16 protein-coding genes are annotated in these 19,101 nt (G+C 39.1%); 12 read left to right on the forward strand and 4 right to left on the reverse strand.

Features of this window, described 5'->3' with window-relative positions:
- The first annotated feature begins 7 nt into the window (after nucleotides 1-7).
- The 12 genes from CH352_RS00080 (at nucleotide 8) to CH352_RS00135 (ending at nucleotide 12,478) form a co-directional block, all read left to right on the forward strand.
- The gene (locus tag CH352_RS00080) at nucleotides 8-985 is read left to right on the forward strand and encodes a M23 family metallopeptidase (RefSeq protein ID WP_100708003.1); all 978 of its coding nucleotides are present in this window, start codon (nucleotides 8-10) and stop codon (nucleotides 983-985) included.
- 16 nt (nucleotides 986-1,001) lie between these two features.
- A complete protein-coding gene (ligA, locus tag CH352_RS00085; RefSeq protein ID WP_100708004.1) occupies nucleotides 1,002-3,089 on the forward strand; it encodes an NAD-dependent DNA ligase LigA in 2,088 nt (695 codons plus the stop codon).
- Between the two features lie 114 nt (nucleotides 3,090-3,203).
- Entirely contained in the window at nucleotides 3,204-3,392 is a 189-nt protein-coding gene (locus tag CH352_RS19230) for a cysteine-rich CWC family protein (protein ID WP_100708005.1), read from the forward strand.
- A 192-nt stretch (nucleotides 3,393-3,584) separates the two neighbouring features.
- Nucleotides 3,585-5,477, forward strand: coding sequence for an AMP-dependent synthetase/ligase (locus CH352_RS00095; protein WP_100708006.1), 1,893 nt, complete (start codon nucleotides 3,585-3,587; stop codon nucleotides 5,475-5,477).
- A 20-nt stretch (nucleotides 5,478-5,497) separates the two neighbouring features.
- Nucleotides 5,498-7,114 carry an acyl-CoA dehydrogenase family protein gene (locus tag CH352_RS00100; protein ID WP_100708007.1) on the forward strand — a complete coding sequence of 539 codons (1,617 nt, stop codon included), beginning with the start codon at nucleotides 5,498-5,500 and terminating at the stop codon, nucleotides 7,112-7,114.
- A gap of 26 nt (nucleotides 7,115-7,140) precedes the next feature.
- Nucleotides 7,141-7,572 carry a MaoC family dehydratase gene (locus CH352_RS00105; protein ID WP_100708008.1) on the forward strand — a complete coding sequence of 144 codons (432 nt, stop codon included), beginning with the start codon at nucleotides 7,141-7,143 and terminating at the stop codon, nucleotides 7,570-7,572.
- A gap of 18 nt (nucleotides 7,573-7,590) precedes the next feature.
- On the forward strand, nucleotides 7,591-9,132 hold the full coding sequence (locus CH352_RS00110) for a thiolase C-terminal domain-containing protein (RefSeq protein WP_100708009.1): 1,542 nt from the start codon (nucleotides 7,591-7,593) through the stop codon (nucleotides 9,130-9,132).
- Nucleotides 9,133-9,462: 330 nt separating this feature from the next.
- Nucleotides 9,463-9,783 carry a hypothetical protein gene (locus CH352_RS00115; protein WP_100708128.1) on the forward strand — a complete coding sequence of 107 codons (321 nt, stop codon included), beginning with the start codon at nucleotides 9,463-9,465 and terminating at the stop codon, nucleotides 9,781-9,783.
- A gap of 60 nt (nucleotides 9,784-9,843) precedes the next feature.
- Nucleotides 9,844-10,089 (forward strand): hypothetical protein, encoded by a 246-nt coding sequence (locus CH352_RS00120; RefSeq protein WP_100708010.1) that lies wholly within the window; start codon nucleotides 9,844-9,846, stop codon nucleotides 10,087-10,089.
- A 352-nt stretch (nucleotides 10,090-10,441) separates the two neighbouring features.
- Complete coding sequence (locus tag CH352_RS00125; RefSeq protein ID WP_100708011.1) at nucleotides 10,442-10,696, forward strand: hypothetical protein; 255 nt, start codon at nucleotides 10,442-10,444, stop codon at nucleotides 10,694-10,696.
- Complete coding sequence (locus CH352_RS00130) at nucleotides 10,693-11,811, forward strand: suppressor of fused domain protein (RefSeq protein ID WP_100708012.1); 1,119 nt, start codon at nucleotides 10,693-10,695, stop codon at nucleotides 11,809-11,811. The genes CH352_RS00125 and CH352_RS00130 overlap by 4 nt, the downstream gene beginning before the upstream one ends.
- A gap of 16 nt (nucleotides 11,812-11,827) precedes the next feature.
- Entirely contained in the window at nucleotides 11,828-12,478 is a 651-nt protein-coding gene (locus CH352_RS00135; RefSeq protein WP_100708013.1) for a hypothetical protein, read from the forward strand.
- A gap of 417 nt (nucleotides 12,479-12,895) precedes the next feature.
- Here CH352_RS00135 and CH352_RS00140 read toward each other — a convergent pair whose 3' ends face one another.
- The 4 genes from CH352_RS00140 to CH352_RS00155 form a co-directional block, all read right to left on the reverse strand.
- Entirely contained in the window at nucleotides 12,896-15,250 is a 2,355-nt protein-coding gene (locus CH352_RS00140) for a PP2C family protein-serine/threonine phosphatase (protein WP_100708014.1), read from the reverse strand.
- Nucleotides 15,247-16,497, reverse strand: a complete 1,251-nt coding sequence (locus CH352_RS00145; protein WP_100708015.1) for a hypothetical protein — start codon at nucleotides 16,495-16,497, stop codon at nucleotides 15,247-15,249. The genes CH352_RS00140 and CH352_RS00145 overlap by 4 nt, the downstream gene beginning before the upstream one ends.
- A 31-nt stretch (nucleotides 16,498-16,528) precedes the next feature.
- Nucleotides 16,529-17,680 carry a bifunctional glutamate N-acetyltransferase/amino-acid acetyltransferase ArgJ gene (argJ, locus tag CH352_RS00150; RefSeq protein WP_100708016.1) on the reverse strand — a complete coding sequence of 384 codons (1,152 nt, stop codon included), beginning with the start codon at nucleotides 17,678-17,680 and terminating at the stop codon, nucleotides 16,529-16,531.
- A gap of 72 nt (nucleotides 17,681-17,752) precedes the next feature.
- Complete coding sequence (locus CH352_RS00155) at nucleotides 17,753-19,084, reverse strand: HAMP domain-containing sensor histidine kinase (protein ID WP_100733498.1); 1,332 nt, start codon at nucleotides 19,082-19,084, stop codon at nucleotides 17,753-17,755.
- Nucleotides 19,085-19,101: the final 17 nt, after the last annotated feature.

Genomic DNA, 19,101 nt, shown 5'->3' on the forward strand with positions numbered 1-19,101 from the left:
TTCGACCATGGAAAAGATGATAAAAAAACGCATCGACCAGGTAAAAGAAAAAGGCCACCAAAGGCTGACAGTTCTTTTGATCCCCCATGGATTCGATAAGTCCTTTCACTTCCAAATTTCCATATTCACCATCTTCTTCTTAGTAGGATTATTGTTTGCGATCGTTGGGATCGCAGTTTTAGGAATTGTTCGTTATAATAATACGAGGATCCAGATTAACGCACTTGCTTCCGTATACGGAAAATATTTCGACGAGTATATCGAATACAGTGAAAAGTTAGGAGATATCCGAGACGACTTCGCAAGTCTGAACGAAAACTTACAAGAAGTTCATTCTTTAGTCGATGGGGAGTCGGATGAGTTACTTAAACTTCCGGATGAGTCTGATTCAGAAGATTTAGCTGCTACCGAATTGAAGGTAGAAGAAGCAGTAGATAAGGATCTAATGCTCGGAAGATCTTATCTTTCTGAAATTTATGGATATCGTTCTGTAAAAGTTTCCATGGAGAAGAACAAGGCTCTTGTAGATTCCGTATTTAACTTTTTGGATTCCAGATATGGTATCATGAATTCTCTTCCATTCGGAGAACCATTATTATCTTATAATTTAACTTCTTATTATGGAATGAGAAGGTCGCCTACTTTCGGATATATGGAGTTCCATGACGGAGTCGATATGGCAAATGTTCCAGGGACGGACATTACTGCGACAGGAGATGGAAGAGTTTATCGTGCAATCTACTCCAATAGAGGATATGGAAACCATATAGTGATCGCTCATGCAAACGGATATTACAGTTTGTATGGCCACTGCACTTCTTTAAAAGTAAGAGAAGGTGAATATGTTCATAAAGGACAGAGGATCGCAACCGTGGGAGCCACGGGAAACGTAACCGGTCCTCACCTTCATTATGAAGTATGGATCGGAGAATCGAATCGCACCGATCCTATGGATTATATGAAAGTAGGTTTCGGCCAATATTAATTTTATATAATCGAATATGCCTAAAAAAGCCCCGGCTAAAAAGACCTCCTCTAAAAAAGCGGAGCCAACCGAAGTATCTAAAAAATTTTCCATAGATCTGCCAAAGGATCTAAAGCAAGCTCAAAAAGAAATGCGCTTGCTGGAAGAGCAAATTCGTCATCATCAATATCTTTACTATGTTAAAAATACTCATAAGATATCCGATTATGAGTTTGATCAGTTGTTCAAGAGACTCCAAGCTTTCGAAGAGACATTCCCGAAATTAGCAGATCCTGCCAGTCCTACTTTAAGTGTTGGTTCCGATTTGGACAAAGATTTCGAGAAGTTTACTCATAAACTTCCGGTTCTTTCTTTGGAAAATACATACAACGAAGAAGAGCTCATGGAATGGGTCCGGAAAACGGGGCCGGATGAGCTGTATTCCGTCGAATGGAAAATCGACGGAGCTTCTCTTATGTTATATTATGAAAATGGAATTCTTGTAAACGGTGTGACTAGAGGTACGGGAGGAATAGGGGACGATGTTACCGAGAATATCCGTACCATTCGTTCTATCCCGCTAAGATTATCCGAGGCTGTCTCCATTTATTTAAGAGGAGAAGTCTATATGAATTTCCTCGATTTTGATGAATTTAACGAAGCCGCCGAAGGGAAATACGCGAATCCTCGGAACCTATCCTCTGGGTCATTGAAACAGAAAAATTCCTCAGAAGTAGCAAAACGACCTCTTAGAATATTTACTTACGATGCTTTTTTCCCGGGTTCCAAGATAAAATTCAAGACCCACCAAGAAGTAATGAAGAAGGCGGAAGATCTCAAGTTTCCCCTTCCACCGGATACTAAATTACTGAAAGGCACGGATATACCTGCTGCAATTAAAGACTTTAAGAAGAAAAAAGAAAAAGTCGGATTTCCTACAGACGGATTAGTGATCAAACTAAACGATCTCGTTAAGAGGGAATCCCTAGGTTATACATCTCATTCTCCTCGTTGGGCTCGTGCTTATAAGTTCGATGCTTTAATGAAAGAAAGTAAGATCGTAGGTATCGATTACGCTGTCGGGAGAACAGGGAAGATCACACCAAGAGCACAAATCGAACCGATCAGCTTAGCGGGAACCACAGTTACATTTGCAACATTACATAACCAAGATTATATCGACGAGTTGGGAGTAGGGATCGGTGCTATAGTACGGATTTCCAAAAGAGGGGAGATCATTCCTGCAGTAGAAGAAGTAGTCACCCCGGGAAAGGAAGTTTTTAAGATCCCGCTTCGTTGTCCTTCCTGCGGCACTAAGACGGAAAAGAAACAGGACTCAGTAGATTATTTTTGCCCGAATCCGGAATGCCCTGACCGAGTCAAGAATGGGATCATATTCTATTGTTCTCGCAAACAAATGGATATAGAAGGTCTCGGTGAGAAACAGGTAGAATTTTTATACGATCAAAAGTATATAAAAGATATCGCGGACCTTTATTCTTTAAAGAACTATAAAGAAAAATTAATGGAAGAAGAAGGATATGGAGAGAAAAGCGTATCCATCATCTTGAACGGGATCGAAGAATCTAAGAAGAAGGATTTTAGATTTGTACTTTCTTCTTTGGGGTTGAGAGAAATAGGGCCAAAGGTTGCGGAACTTCTAACAGAAAATGGATATGATACGATCGACTCTATCATCTCAGCAGCTAAAAATCCGGATACCTTGGAAAATGTCTTAGAAATTCCAGGCATAGGACCTTCTACAATAGAAGCAATCCAAGAGAGTTTTACCGATAAACGAATTCTCTCTCTTATTGATCGTTTGAAAAAGGCCGGACTTAGAATGAAAGCCGATCCGATCGAAAAATCGGACAATCAGCCTTTTGCAGGTCAGCGCTGGTGTGTGTCAGGTTCCTTTGAAAATTTCCAGCCTAGAGATAAAGCAATGGATCTGGTTGTTTATTATGGCGGCAAAAAAGTAGGATCTATCTCTTCTAAAACAACTCATCTTTTGGCAGGACCCGGGGCCGGTTCTAAATTGGACAAAGCACAAGAGTTAGGAGTACAAGTTGTCTCTGAGGATGAGTTTTTAAAAATTCTAAAACAAAACGGGATCAAGATTTAAATCTACTAGATCTCTTATAAAATTATACGTCGCGTATAGTTTTATTATCTTCTCTCTTTTTATATTCTGATCGCTAAAGGATTGAAAATTCACCACTTTCATTACTATAGAACTATGATTCAAAGGAAATGTCCTCAATGTTCCAACATTTTAGAATGCGGAGCGGAGCAAGGAACATGTTGGTGTTTCGATATTCAATTAGATCGGGAAGTTTTAAAGAATATAAGAGAGATGTATGATGACTGCTTATGTAAAAATTGTTTAGCTCGTTTTGAAACGAACGTAGTTAATCAAAATAATTGAATAACTGCCGTACAATTAGTGAACGATAGTTCACTATATTTCAGTTTTTTGGATCTAAATAAAAATCGATTGAAGCATAGATCCTTCAACGTAGAGTTTCCGCCGTAAGGAAAATATCCTAGTTTATAAGAGCCTATCCTAATTGGTCCAGGCTCTTGAAGCTGGGAGTATGAGTGTTCTCAGGGGGAGTTTTTGAAAACTGATCAAAAGTATTTTTACGATATGCTGGAAAGGACGGCATCTAAATTTCCGAATAAGGAAAGTTTTTCCCGCAGAACCAAAGATGGAATTAAAGGAAGGACATTTTCAGAGATAAAGTCCTTAACAGATTCTTTAATTGCAGGTCTGATCGAAGAGGGAGTGCAAAAAGACGATAAGATCGTATATCTTTGCGACTCTAGTCAAAACTGGATCATAGCTGACATCGCGATCATATCTGCAGGAGCTGTTTCTGTCCCAAGAGGAACGGACGTAGTGGATGAAGATATATTATATATTGTTAATCATTCCGAAAGCAAATACGCAATTGTCCAAAAAGAAAAAGACAGACAAAGATTGATCAATCTAGGTCCTAAACTTCCGAGTCTGAAAAAAGTTTTTGTGATCGAGGATGATATAGGTGACCTGAAATCTGGAACCGATACTATTCAAAGCCTGATCGAAAAAGGAAAAGCAAATCTTTCTAAAGATCCTGGCATTATTCGCAAAAGACTCCAAGAAAAATCTCCAAACGAACTCGCCACTTTGATCTATACATCCGGGACCACTGGGGCTCCAAAGGGAGTGATGCTTACTCAAACTGGTTGGATATCAGCCGTAGAAAAAGTAATTGGGTTCGTTCAACTGACTTCTGCGGATTCCGGTGTAAGTCTTCTTCCTCCTTGGCACGCGTTCGAAAGAGCGATCGAATATTGTATCTTAGAATTAGGTGCCGGGTTTCTCGTTTCTAATATCAGCAACTTAAAAGAAGATTTGAAGGAATTCCAACCTACATTATTCCCTTCTGTTCCAAGGATCTGGGAATCATTATATAATGGAATTATGAATAAGGTTTCTAAAGAATCCGGTTTAAAGAGAGCAGTATTCAATTTCTGCTTGAAGATCGGAAACCTCTGGGCCGTTCAAAAAGGAGTTCTATTCGGTTACGATTTTAGGATAGAAAAGCCGAATTTTATCGTTTGGACCTTTTCTAAATTATCCTCTTTGGTCCTTCTCACTTTATTATCTCCTCTCAAGTTACTTGCACTTTTGGTTTTCAAACCGATTCACAATGCTCTGGGTGGAAAGCTGAGGGTTTCCGTTTCTGCGGGAAGTGCCCTTCCTTCTGTGGTGGATAAATTTTTATCTTCTATTGGGCTAATCGTTTTGGAAGGATATGGAATGACTGAAACTTCTGCGGTACTTTCCATTCGTAAACCTAAACAACCTTCTCCTGGAACTGTTGGAACTCCTATACAAGGATATGAATGTATTCTGAAAGATGAGCATGGTAAATTAGTTCCCCAAGGTGGAAAAGGAAGTCTTTGGGTGAAGTCCAAACAAGTTCTTATGGGATACTATAAACGTCCTGAGTTGAACGATGTTGTTTTTGATAAAAATGGATTCTTTGATACCGGGGATATCATGCGCTTCAATTATAGAGGAGAATTGGTATTTGCGGGGAGAGCCAAGGATACGATAGTGCTTGCCGGAGGAGAGAACGTGGAGCCTGTTCCCATCGAGGACCAACTTTTAAATTCTCCATACGTTAACCAAGTGATGGTTACCGGTCATGAGGCAAAACATTTGGTAGTTCTGATTGTTCCGGATTTCGAAAGATTGAAGGCAGAGTATCCGGATTTACCTGAGGATGCGAATGTTTGGAATTCTCATCCTAAAGTACGGGAAATCTTTAAGAAAGAAGTTTCAGAAAGAATATCCCGTAAAACAGGATTCAAAGCTTTCGAACTCGTCCCTCAAAATGCGTTCTATGTTATTCCAAGGCCGTTTGATCCGGACAAGGAAATGACTAGAACCTTAAAGATAAAAAGAAACGAAATATTAGAAAGTTTTAAAAAAGAAGTTTCCGATCTAACCAAAAATTAGGATCGAATTGGAGAAAAATTATGTTTTTAAATCCGTATTTAACATCGTCCGATCTGGAATTTTACGAAACCGTAAAGGACTTTGCGAAAGAAAGAGTATTACCTTCCGTAGAAGATCGAGATGAGCATGGTGAATGGGGAGACGATATTTGGAAGGAAATGGGTAATATGGGCTTACTAGGCATTCCTGTTCCGGAAGAATTCGGAGGCCAAGGCGGGACTTGCCTTCAATGTTGTATTGCTCAAGAAGCGTTTAACGCAGGTTCCCTAGACGGAGGATTTGGGCTTTCTTGGGGAGCCCATATGATCATAGGGACTCTTCCTATTCTTTTCCAAGGAACAGAAGCCCAGAAGAAAAAATACCTTCCTAAACTTGCTTCCGGAGAATGGATAGCGGGTCTTGCATTAACAGAACCTGATTCAGGTTCAGATGCAGCTGCAATGAATACATTCGCAACGAAGGTGGATGGAGGTTTTATTCTTAATGGAAGCAAACTATTCATCACCAATGGACCGAACGGACAAGTATTTATAGTGATGGCGAGAACAACGAAGTCCAGAGGACCAATGGGAGTTTCCGCATTCATAGTAGAATCCAATATGAAAGGATTTCATGTAAGTAAAGTCCTTAAGAAGTTAGGACATAACACCTCCATGACCGCCGAACTTTCTTTCCAAGATATGTTTGTGCCTGACGAAAATCTTTTGGGCCCTTTAAATTCTGGTTTCGTTCGTATCGGAAAAGGAACTTTAGAATGGGAGAGAACAGTTTTAGTCGCAGCAGTTCCGGGTGGAATGGAATTCGGATTGGAGCTTTGTTTGGATTACGCTTGGAAGCGTCACCAATTTGGAAAACCGATCTTATCATTCTTCGGCGTGCAAGAGAAGATTGCACGTAATTGGGCTTATCTTTGTGCTTCCAGAAGATTGATCTATTTCGTAGCGAATAAAAAGGACCAAGATCCTACTGCGAGCCTTCCATTCGAAAGTTCTGCATTAAAAGTTTTTGTTACCGAAACTGCGGAAGAGTTAGCAAGCGATGCAGTACAGATCCACGGTGGAATGGGTTATATGAGAGAATGTCATGTAAGCCGCCAATATAGAGACGTAAGACTTGGCACAATCGGTGGGGGAACTACTGAAGTTCAAAAAAGTATTATATCTTCTACCTACAAAGGTTTCGAAAAGTTGATGGATGTACTACAGCAGTCACAGCCGGAAGAAACCAGAACTAAGGCGGAAAAAATCTTAGCTAACACTCCGGAAGAAAAAGTCCTTACTGCAGCAAAAGAACTTTTAAAAGCAGCAGGAGAACATTCCGACAGAAAGAAAAAACAAGCTCTGGAATTCGGATTTGCTGATCTTGCAGTATTCGTTACCACAGTTCAGTTAGGATTCTGGGATACTGCAAATTCTACCTCTGAATATAAATCGGAAGATAGACTTAGAGATCTTAAAATACTTACCTTCTATGCCGGATGTAGATTTTTCAAAAGTGTACATTTCTTGAAAGAACTGGATTCAGAAAAAACTAAAAACCTGATGAGGCTTTTCTCCGAACTTCCTTCTGTGGAAAAAGAAGTGGCTGATTGTGTAGAGTTCCTGAAAAACGGAGTCTTAGGCGCGCAACTCGCTTAATCCGCAAAATATATAAGGAAATCGGAATGTACGAAAGAGGAAAGACTTACGACGAAATACAAATAGGGGATAAAGGAAGTTTCACAAAAACGATTACTGAAACTGATATCTATCTGTTCGCAGGGATTAGTGGAGATTTTAATCCTCTTCATGTGGACGAAGAATATGCAAAGACCACAGCGTTTGGGACAAGGATCGCTCACGGTGGACTTGCTGCTTCTCTATTAGCTCCTGTGCTCGGGATGAAACTTCCCGGGTTAGGAACAGTCGCTTTAGAAACATTAACAAAATTCCGCAAACCTGTGTATCCTGGAGACACGATTACTTGTACAGTAACGGTGAAAGAAAAAATCCCAAGACTGAAAGCTGTCTCTATGAACATAGAGTGGACCAATCAAAAAAAAGAAATCATCGGCAAGGGAGAATGTAAAGTTCTGCCTCCTTCTGCCCAAGCTTAGAAATTTCAGGAGTTATACATGAGTTTTCCCGTTCTATTAGGAGTCGCTGACAGTACGACCAAAGATTTTTCGGAAGAAGAATACAAATCGTGGAGCGGGTCTCAAAAAGTTTTTCAACATTATCAAAAATCCATAACTACACTTTTGGATTTTCTTGGAATGAAAAATGAAACATTGGCTTCTGAGATCACCGACTTTGTAAGTATAGAAGCTGCCTCTTTGGGAAAAGGAGGTTACGGACATACAGTTCGTATCGCTAACGAGCTCGGATATACTGGAATGAAAGCTCATGTGATCGACTTGGGGGGTGCGAGTGTTACTGGAGCAATCGGACAAGCAAGAACCATCTTAGTAGATAATCCCGACGCAGTTGTGCTTGTGGCGGCAGCAGACATTCCTAAATCAGCATTTCGTCAAGTATCCGATCTGAAGATGGTAAACGAAACAGTATGTCATCCTGAATTTGAATTGGATAACGGTGCAACCCTTATCGCAATGTATGGACTCCTGATGAAAAGGATGATGTTTGAAGATGGGATCAGCTTGGATGATCTAAAAGAGATCACTCAAAAATTCAGATCCAATGCGATCGGAAATCCGAGAGCTTTCTATTATGGACAAGAGATCACGGAAAAACAAATGTCTCGTCCTATTTCCGATCCTTATCCTACTCCGATGATCGCTATAGTAACTGATCATGGATTTGCTACTATCTTAGTTTCCGAAAAAAAAGCGGAAGAATGGAAATCCAAGGGCCTGATACGAAAAGATCTGATACCTTTGCATCTAGTCGGAGCTTCTCACACAGCGCACAGTGAATATTTCATTTTGAAAGGTGGATTCGATTCTCCTTCCGGGAATTCCGCCGAAAAACTTTTTGCTCAATCGGGTTACCAAAGAGAAGAAGTGGACTACGCATGGATTTACGATTGTTTCCCCGGACAAGTTATCCAACAATCAGCTCAGTATTTTAAATTGGGCAAAAAAGACGTTGTTAAAGCCCTCAAAACTTCTTCATTAAAACTTTCTAATGGAAAGCAGATCCCAATCAACCAGATGGGTGGAATTCTTAATTATCAAGCTGCAATGTCAATCTCTGCTGCCACTGGGCTTGTGGATATCGCTGTTCAATATGGGTTATATGCACAGGCAGGCGATATAGGAAAAGTCCCAGCACATTCTCCGAAGTTATCACTTTTGGGAGGGAATGGTGGAATAGACAGTATCAATTCGATCGCGTTATTCTCATCGGAACGTCCTTCGAGCGATAGAAAATCCGGAACTCCTAAACTTTCTCCTCTTACTTTAAACAAACCGGGAGCGGATATCGGAGAAGAAGGTGTCGTTTGGTCTTCTACAACCGTTAACATGAATCCAGGCTTCTCTTGGAAGCCTCCTTATTCATTAGCTTTGATCAAGTTGGCAGAAAATCGTTTCGTTCTTGCTAACGTCCATGAGAAGGATGGGACGATCCGAAAGTCCGGGGATGAATTGCAATACGACAGAACTCGGGTAAAGATCGAAAAAGAAGGCCGAAGATGGAAGGCTATACTTTTATAAACCGATCGTTCGTCTTGCAAAACTAAATAGATTTTTTCTAATATTCTTCACAGAAATGTGAAAAAAAATTGATTAGAATTGTTTTAAGAAGAAATACTTTTGCTTTGTTTTTGGAAAAAAATTTCCGAACTTGAAGTACGCTATGATTCCATTCCGTCAGATTTTTTCTCGGAAAGCGAAAGCGGCTTCAGATACGAGTAACCCGAAAACAAGGCAGACAAAATTTCAGTCTAATAACTGAGGTTGCCTAACCCCGGCTGCACGGGATATCTGAAAAGAAAATGCGAGAACCGTTTCCGTGATTTGATCTTTGTGAAGGGGACGATATTCTTGTTTATTACTGCGGAGAACATTCGAACTGGAGAAGTTAGGACCTTTCTTGGAAAAGAAAGGATCTTAGTGCCAGATTCCAAACATACTGAGGTAACTCGTTCCCTTTTTGCACATTGGGAAACGGTAGAAGAGTGTTTGGACTTACGTAAATATTCCAAATTTTTCTATGTCTCTGAATCGGAAGGTAAATGGCAAAGGGGAGAAGAAGTTTTAATCTCCACCGAAAGACCTATTTCAGACAGACCTGGAAGTAAAAGTCTCTCTATGGATCATGTAGATAGTTATAGGGTACTCGGAATTTTTTTAGAAAAGGAATAAAATCCGAGTAGAATACGAATCGGGAGAAGGTAAGGTACGGACCCTAAGCACTCAGTAACAATGGTCCAAAAAAAGAAAAAGAAACCCACACCTAAAAAGAAGGTAGTTAAACGGACAAAATCCTCTTCTGCCGGGGCGAAGAACGTTCATATCCCCAGAGATAATGACGTTAAAATGAGCGAAATGGTGGATTTGGCTGCCGAGATATTCGTTCAAACCTTAGAGATCTCCACCAAAATTCCGGACAGGCTCAGAACCAAACTGATCAAACAACTCAAGGACGCTGCAAAACAAGCGTTATCCTGAACATATTCTACCCTGCATATAGGGATAAATTTTCGATTTTTCAGAAATTTTTTTCCAAAAACCTATCTCGAACGAGGTGGGATTCCGTATTTATGTCCGTCGAAATTAATATGGAAACGATGTTTTTAGCAACAGCCCTTTTCTTGATTCTTTTCGAACAATATAAGGAAAGAAAAACCAGAGAAAAGGTTTTTGTAGAACCTTTACGTAACTTCCTTCACCGTTAACCTACGGTCCAAGTGCCGGGCGAAAGGATGCCCCGGCCTTCGTTTTTCTCGCCTCGTTAATGTTGGAACCGACTTGAATCCTTCCGGATACCAGGGATAATGGCCTTGGGCGGATTTCAACTTCTATGAAGAACAAATTACTCACACCTATCAAAGCGATAGATACCTTCGTTAAATGTAAGAAAGAAGGGGAGCGTATTCCCGTTCTGGTCTGGGACAGCTTAAGGACCTACCAAAAATGGAATCAGGTTGAGTTAACAGGACTTCTAAATGCCAGCGCCTATTTTCCTGATATTCTTTTCGAAAAGGATATGGAGAAGAAGATCCAGCATCGTCTGGACGAATTCAATTCCAGGATAGTGGACATTCCTATTAAATGAATCAAACCGCAGAACCTAATATTTTATACCAAGAAGCAAATCCTTACGGATCCTTAACCGCGTATTTAGAAGACGACGGAAGAACCGTTTATCTTTATTTACAAGCAGAAGAAAGCCCCGACTTTGCGATCAAGTCCGTATGGGTATGTAATCGAATCGACGCACCTAAAGCAAGAACAGATGCAGATCTAAGATCGGGTCTCGCGCCATTCTTAATAGAAGAAGAAGTTACAGATCCTAAGGGGCTACCTGAATTCGATCCTAAAGAGATCCATTTCATTTGGTCAGAAGAAGGAAACGGAGTTTCTTTATTTTATAAAGAGGAACTGATTGCATATCTTCCTCCTTGGTCCGGTATCAAAGGATTTCACGGATATTCTAAGTTTGCAAAAATGGATACGATTACTGCTTATCCATTAGGTAACACCGAATACGGAGTAATCCCAGATCGTATCAACCAAGACAGAAATTTTTGGGAATATAGGTCTACCAAAGGGATTTGGAAGAATATACAAGAATCCAGACTTGCGTATCTAGAATATGTATTTGGTAAACACGATAAGTATTGGTCCGCCGATGGTGGAAAATATCCACAACTAGGAATAGTAAGATTTGCTCCTAAGAATATGCCAGGTGTTTACGTATATTCTACAGTAGGTATGAGCGCACAAAATCTTCCATCTGTCGAACTATACAGAAAAGATTACGAAAACTATGCGAGAATAGAGTTAGTCTGCGCAGTAAAAGTTTCAGACGAAGATAGATCCGAAAGTTGGGTCCCTCACCAAATCGGAGAGATCATTCGTTATCCTTGGGTCATTGGAAAATGGTTTGGTCATGGACATTCTGTCGCGATGAGTAGAAGAGATCCGGAAGCTTTGTACTTAAGTTTTAGCTCTCTTGTTATCAGAGAGATAGGAAAAGAAGAAGGATTCCCTGAATTAACTGATTTGAAGTCTGAAAGAGGAAATCCGATTAAATTTCTAGCATTAATCCCTGTTTCAGAGGAAGAAAGGGTCTTTATAGAAGAAAAAGGTGCTGAAGAGTTCTTTTCTTTATTAGATTCCACTCAATCTAAGTGGATCCATAACTCTGAGAGACAATCCACGATCTGATTGAACAAATTTTTGAATGAATGCTTTTATCTCTAAACAATTTGTGATCCTTTTCGGCTTATTCCTAGCGTTTAACTTTTTAAATGTAAGTTTAAACGCTCAAGATAAGACTTCTGCAGCTGCGATAGAAAAAATTTGGGACAATATATATTCTCAGGACTTCGTCTCCGCTAAAAAACTAGTCCAAAAAGAACTTCAATCATCTAATTCGGAGTCATTGCAGCTTCTTTCTTTGATGGAAATCTGTTTGAATGGTCTAGAAAGATATAAACAAGCGGATGAAAGTCGTAAAAAGATCCTAAGTGTTTGGGAAAAGAACCATAAAAAGGCTTATCTAGAAGAGAATTATCCCTTAAATCTTGCTACTTGGACTAGAATGGCAGTGGTTACACCGAATATTTTAGTATTAGGAGCTGAATATTACCTTCCTTACCCGGTAAATTCTAAGAAAGAAGGCTTCTATTATCATAAATTCACTGCATATAACCGCTATAGCAAGCATGCTATTAAGTTTTTTAAGCTAGAGAACTCTCCTAAAACTGAAAAAGAGTATAGATTATTCGAAATTTCAGAAGAAGGAGAGGCGAAACTAGTTAAAAGCTACGGAAATACACTGCCGGATTTCAGAGATGAGATGAAAGACGTGATGAAATATCTAAATCTTTAAGTGATCACACCTAAAGTGTTGTATTTTTACAACAGTATCCGTTAGAAAATCGGAAAATACTAATAAAGAAGGGCTATAAAATAAAAAACCCGCCTCAAAGAAGCGGGTTTAAGCTTCATTTCTTCCGTATCAAGTACGGAAGAGATGTTGTTGAAGTTAGTTATTTCTTTTTCGCAACTTTCTTCTTAGCAGCTTTTTTCTTAGCTACTTTTTTCTTAGCTGCTTTCTTGACTGCTTTCTTTTTTGCAACCATTGACGTCCTCCATGTATTAGAACTTTATTGCCCTTCATAGAATATGAAAGATCAAGAAAGGTCTTGGATAGTGACATAATTAAGCAATTTACTTTTCATTGTAAAGTATTTTAATTAATTTTAGGAAAAAAATTTTAAGAAGTTGATTTCACACTAAGTGATACTTATTCGGAAACTTCTAGACAAACAAAAGAGATATCATCGCTAGGTTCTTTGTAATTTCTAAACTCTTCTAGCGTTTTTTTGATAAGATCAGCTAGTGATTGAGCATCTTTATCATGATTTAAGGATAATATTCGTAAAAGATTCTCTTCTCCGAAGATTTCTTCGTTATCATCGAACGTTTCAGTCACTCCATCGGTGAACAAAACTAATTTATCACCTGGATTCAAATGAATAGTTAAGATTCTATAATCAGTTGGTAGAACACCTAATACTCTTTGAGTTTCATTTCTAAGTTCTATTCTTCCACCTTTTCGAATACAAATTGGTGGTGTATGACCTGCATTTACGAATGAAAACGCTCCATCACTAGCGTTATATATGCCTGCGATAGAAGTCATGAACTCACTTCCTCTATATCTCTCGATCAAAAACAAATTAATCGCTCTAAAAATATCAGGAAGAGAAGAAGAATTGCCCAATTGACGGCGAATAATTCCTCTTACTGCAGAAACTAGATAGCCTGACCCAAGTCCATGTCCGGATACATCCCCTAAGAACAATAATTGCTTTTTAGGAGAAAGTTTGAGAATATCTAGATAATCTCCTGAAATTCCTACTGCAGGAAGAGTAAAATAGCCTAATCGAACCGATTTTATGGTCTCTAACTCAGGTAAATGAAGAGTTTTATCTAAGACCGCTGCCATATTTAGGTCTCTAACGATCCTTTTTTTCTCTACTTCATCTACTAGTAGAGAGTAGTTGCGGATGAGTAAGGATGCTAATCTAGTACATTCTTTTAAAAATCTAAGCTCACCTAGTGTGAAATTCTTACGATTGATCTTCTCTCCGACCAAGAATACCGCGATCACCTCTTTTCCTTTTTCAAAATTGAATAAAGGATAAGCTAATTGAACTTCCATCTGATTTAAAAATTTAAACACAGACTCTCTAATCCCTAATCCATACGCGAGGTGAGAAGTAATCGTAACTTCAGTATGATCTTCGAAATAGGTCCAAATCTCAGATCCGTAAGGAATTCGGATGAAGTTGAGATTCCTAAGGTCTGTTCCAGAAAATTTATCCGCAGGGATCAATATCTGGAGTTTTTTCACTTCCAAAGCGTCTACAAGCCTGCGTATCAAGCTATTGATCGTAGCTCTCATAGAGATTGGAGCGCCGATCATTACTGATAATTCTTCTAATGCAGTGTGGAGTTTAGGATTATTTCTAAAACTCCAATAATCTATCCACTTATACAATTTATTGTTCAATGAGCCAAGGAAGTAAGCTGCAGCCACTACATAGAATAAATTCCATTCTCTTTGGTGTTTTCCCAAAAATCCGGGATTCCATCTTACAAAAAATTCCAGACCGAATAAATATCCAAAGGTTAAGATCAAGATAGAATAAATAGAAGTTAAGGAAGAGCTAAAAGCAATCTGGACTGGAACTAACGAATAAGTGTAGGTCCCGAATACGATCAGAACAGGAAATAAGATCAGGGCCGCCATCAGATAAGGACGGATCATGAAAAAACTTTTGGTGGATCCTAATTCCGCCATTAAGAATGGAACAATCGTAATTAAGAAGAATGCTAAAACGATGCTTAACTTCTTAGAAACTTCCTGAAAAGTCCCTTTATTCCTGAATGTGTGGAATACCAACTGCAAGATACAAATACCAGCAGAGAATACATTGAAGTACATTCCATTTACGGATAAGAACTGGAATAGATCCGGATTTCCTTTTTGAGAAAGTCCTACGAATCCTGCTACCAAAGAAAAAATTACCTGAGGTGCAAACCATCTGGACGGTATTTCTTTCCCTCTTAATCTAAAGGAAACATCTAAGATCAAAAATCCTGTGAAGTATAAGAAGAAGAAAAATGGAAAAAGGAAATCGTGAAACGCTAATAAGAAGAAGTTAAATAGGAATAAAGAGGATAAGGACCCGAATAATAAGAAAATGTATAAGTCTCTAGTGTAAAAGAAGAACCAAATCGCCACTAAGAAATATAATAAAGATAAAAATATATCAGGTAAGAAATCCTTCAACACTTCGAAAGAGGATCTCATGTCTAAAGAAAGACTTTTGACTACACTTCCTTCTTTTGCAAAAAAATGAAACGAGGATAATCCGTAATCTGCTCCAAGTTTGCGAACGATCTCATATTCGATTAGATCGATCCTCATTCCGACTAGATCAGCATGAGATTCGCTGGACACTGCAATCTTTCCGTTAGGATAAAAGTAAAAAGGAAGTCTCGCTTCTTTGGAATAAGAATTTAATAATCCCGAAAATAGGATCAAACTGAAGAGGATTACTGAAAGAAATACGATCAGGATATTTCTCACGGCTGTATCCCCAAATGTTGGAAAGAAATAATATTGCGATCATTCCAAGTTAAGAAGAGTGCATCTTTGCCCGGAGTTTCTATATTCTCCCAGCCGATGGATGCTAAGTTTCTGTCCGGTTTAGAAGCATCGAACAATTTGAAATTTTTTCCCACGAATCTAAGAGATATCTTACCTGTTTCCTTCTCTACCATTCCTACTGCGAGATCGTATCTTTCAGTCCAAGAGATCTCTTTTAAGTTATCTTCTACTAAAGATTTGATCTGAAGAATATTCTTTAATTCTCCGCTTATTCTAGAAGAATATAAGGTTCCCAATATATAACAAAGAGCTAAAACAGAAACTGCATTTGTTACGCTCAAGCGTAGGAATACGAAATAAAAATCTCCGGAAGGACTTTGGAAAAATTCCAAAAGTTCGCCGGGTTCTCTGGATAATAGATCTATTTTAATATCCCCAACCATAGGAGGTTCCGGAGATTCCAAAAACTTGCGGATCTTGCCCGCATTCTCCAATTCCTTTCTGTATTTTTTATTTTCCGCTATCTGAGAAGATAAGATCTGATTATGGACTGCTAACGCGCATTTTCCCGCTAAGAAACCAAGTTCATGTCTTACATTGTCCTTTGGAATATTAGAAACCGCTAAGAAACCGAAAAGTTTTTCTCTAAACACAAAAGGAAGAATGAAGTTTGCTCTTAAGCTTACGAAATCTTCGTTGATAATTTTATTTTGATCCGGTTCTCCTATCATTGCTCCGGATCTTTTATTCAATATATAAGTAAGAAGCGCTGCTCTAGGGTTGATCCCTTCGAACGTGTTTACTCTTCTTTGTTTTTTGTGGGCGTATGTATATAATTCGTAATGGACCAGATCATTCTTTAAGATCGCTAATTTTCCGAAATTACTATTAGTTAATCTTACTAATTCAGGAAATACGTTTTTGATCAATCCTTCCGAATCGAATCTTCTGTGAGCTAATCTAGAAGAACCAGGGTCATCACTCAGATATTCAGAAACGAATGTAGATTTTAAGAATCCTGAAATTTTTTCTTGAATTGGCAATATTGCAAAAACTCCAAAAACTAAACAAGTTAGGACTGCAATCTCGCTTACGAATTCTATTTCTTTAGGAAGAAGGTAAATACTGAGTTCATATAAACCTAGGACTACGAATACTGAAAGTAATCGTACGGCTACAGTAATAGCCGAAGAGATAAGTCGTAGATCGGAAAAATAGGTCTTCACGTTTCAGGAATTCGATACGGATTCGACAAACTTAGGTTGTGTAGTATGCGTTTTCCTTCACGTAACCTTCGGTCAGGTCGCATCCCCAGAACACCATCTCTTTGTTTCCGGTATTCAATACCACATCGACGAAGATCTCGGAATTCTTTTTTAGATACTCAGATAATTTTTTGAGAGTTTCCGGATCTGCACCTTTGACCGGAAGTCCTCCGAAATAAATTTCCAATGAGTCAAAAGGGATAGGTTCATCGAAAACTTTACCTACTGCCATGACCAGTCTTCCCCAATTCGGGTCCCCGCCGTAAATTGCAGTTTTGATTAGAGGGGAATTCAGGATGGATTTACCTATTTTTCTAGCTTGGGACTCGTCTCTGGATTTTTTGATACGGACTTCGATTAATTTGGTTGCACCTTCTCCATCTCTAGCCACTTCTTTGGCAAGATCAGTACATATTTCTAAAAGTGCTGATTTGAATTCCTTAGGATCGACTGAACCTGCAAGACCATTACTAAGTAAGGCAACAGTATCGGAAGTAGAAGTATCCGAATCTATTGTGATACAATTGAAGCTTAAATCCACGCAGTCTTTTAAGATTGGATAAACTTCTCCTTCTATTTGAGCGTCAGTGAGAATATAGGAAAGCATAGTCGCCATGTTCGGCTCTATCATCCCAGCACCTTTCGCCATACCAAAGATAACAGCTTCTCCGTTAGAAGATTTAATCTTTCTCACGGAAATTTTTCTGCGAGTATCCGTAGTCATGATAGCTTCTGCTACTTCTTCTAGATTGCCCGGTTTTAAATTTGATTTTGCTTGGGCACATGCAGGAAGAATTACCTGCATAGGAAGTGGTACTCCGATCACTCCTGTGGAAGAAGGTAGTACGGAAGTTTCTGCGATACCAAGAGACTTTGCGATCTCGGAACAGATCTGTCTGGAGTTCGAGATCCCTTTTTCTCCAGTAGCAACATTTGAGTTTTTAGAATTGATAACTACCGCTTGCAAAACCCCATCTCGTAAATGTTCTTTTCCTACGATGACTGGCGCGCCTGGAAAATTATTTTTAGTAAATACCGCAGCCGCCTTGCAGGGTTTTTCGGAATAGATCACTCCGAAATCTTTGGTTTTGTCTTTAATACCTATATTTATTCCAAATGAAAAAAAGCCCTTAGGATAATCCATGTTCTAACCTTTATATATAGAATCTCTATATTCGTGTTAGGGCCGTTTTAGGAAAAGCGTATTACTTGGATTTCAAACTTCTGAAATTTCAGAATACACTAACGGAAGGGTTACGGAGAAGATAGTCCCGCCTTCCGGATTATCGAAAACTTTGACAGAGCCGTGATGTAATCTAACAATATGTTTTACGATAGAAAGTCCGAGGCCTGTTCCGCCTTCTTTTCTGGATCTGTTTTTATCCACTCGGAAGAATCTTTCAAAAATTCTTTCCTTATCTTCGTCCTTGATCCCGATCCCCTGGTCTATGACCTGAAAATTTACAGAGTCAGGTTCGACCTTGGCGATCTTCAAAGTGATTGTTTTATCATCTGGAGAATAAGAAGAAGCGTTCGAGATCAAATTTAAGAGCATATGTTCCAAAAGAACCCAATCCGCAGAAATAGTTAGCGGAGAAGGCATATCTATTACAAGTTTTTGTCCTTTTGGAGAAATAACGCCATCCACAGTGAAAGAAAGATTTTCTACTAAAGATTTTAAAGTGAATTCCTCAGGTTGGGCGATTGCACTTTGATTCTCTATTCTGGTGATCGTTAGCATGTCTTCTACGATACGAACCATTCTGTCTGTATTTCGAGAGATCGCGTCTAAGAATCTTTTTTCGTGGCTTTCTTCCAAAAGTTTTAAACGGCCTAACAAGGTTTCCGTATAGCCTTTGATAGAAGTGATAGGTGTTTTTAATTCGTGAGAAGCGTTTTGAACGAACTGTTCTCTTATCAGATAGGATTGTTTTTCTTCTGTGATGTTTCGGATCACACCAATGAACATCAGGATGTTCCCGTTCGTTCTAAGAGGATACATTTTGATGGCGTAAAAATTTTGGCTTAGGTCCAATTCCGTTTTAGGTTCACCCTTTCCGGAAAGATTCCTTTTGATAAAATCGAGCAATCTTGGATCTTTGACGGCGTCTTCTACCTTTCTGGAACCTGAATTAGGTTCGATCAAGGAGCCAGGAATACTTCTGTTCTGGAAAACAATGGAACCTTCCAGATCGACGGAGAATACACCTTCTTTCAAGTTTTGTAATACTGAGTCGAACTTTTCCTTTTCGATGGTCAGATCCACGAATTGGTGTTTCAAACGTCCCGACATCAGATTGATGGAGACTGCAAGATCAGCTAACTCTTGGATCTCAGGAAGACTCAACTCGGAGCCGAAATCCCCGGCGTTGATCTCTCCGGTTTTCATTTCGATCTGGTTGAGTGTTTGGGTTACACTTCTGGCAATGGAGAAGGACATATAAAAAGTCCCGAACATTGCCAGTAGGATGTAAGCGGAGAATAAAAGTATTTTTAGGTCAGGGTTGATCAGGTCCTCTAAAAAGAAGACGATCCCCGCGACAGCCATGAGGAAAACGAGTAGAA

The sequence above is a fragment of the Leptospira hartskeerlii genome (genome assembly GCF_002811475.1).
GTDB lineage: Bacteria > Spirochaetota > Leptospiria > Leptospirales > Leptospiraceae > Leptospira_B > Leptospira_B hartskeerlii.

Excerpts from the sequence above, each read along its gene's own strand:
- CH352_RS00100 (WP_100708007.1), top strand. The coding sequence starts at position 5,498 with ATGTTTTTAAATCCGTATTTAACATCGTCCGATCTGGAATTTTACGAA.
- argJ (WP_100708016.1), bottom strand. The coding sequence starts at position 17,680 with ATGGATTATCCTAAGGGCTTTTTTTCATTTGGAATAAATATAGGTATT.
- CH352_RS19230 (WP_100708005.1), top strand. The coding sequence starts at position 3,204 with ATGATTCAAAGGAAATGTCCTCAATGTTCCAACATTTTAGAATGCGGA.
- CH352_RS00135 (WP_100708013.1), top strand. The coding sequence starts at position 11,828 with ATGAATGCTTTTATCTCTAAACAATTTGTGATCCTTTTCGGCTTATTC.
- CH352_RS00125 (WP_100708011.1), top strand. The coding sequence starts at position 10,442 with ATGAAGAACAAATTACTCACACCTATCAAAGCGATAGATACCTTCGTT.
- CH352_RS00120 (WP_100708010.1), top strand. The coding sequence starts at position 9,844 with ATGGTCCAAAAAAAGAAAAAGAAACCCACACCTAAAAAGAAGGTAGTT.
- CH352_RS00110 (WP_100708009.1), top strand. The coding sequence starts at position 7,591 with ATGAGTTTTCCCGTTCTATTAGGAGTCGCTGACAGTACGACCAAAGAT.
- CH352_RS00105 (WP_100708008.1), top strand. The coding sequence starts at position 7,141 with ATGTACGAAAGAGGAAAGACTTACGACGAAATACAAATAGGGGATAAA.
- CH352_RS00130 (WP_100708012.1), top strand. The coding sequence starts at position 10,693 with ATGAATCAAACCGCAGAACCTAATATTTTATACCAAGAAGCAAATCCT.
- CH352_RS00080 (WP_100708003.1), top strand. The coding sequence starts at position 8 with ATGGAAAAGATGATAAAAAAACGCATCGACCAGGTAAAAGAAAAAGGC.
- CH352_RS00155 (WP_100733498.1), bottom strand. The coding sequence starts at position 19,084 with ATGGCTGTCGCGGGGATCGTCTTCTTTTTAGAGGACCTGATCAACCCT.
- ligA (WP_100708004.1), top strand. The coding sequence starts at position 1,002 with ATGCCTAAAAAAGCCCCGGCTAAAAAGACCTCCTCTAAAAAAGCGGAG.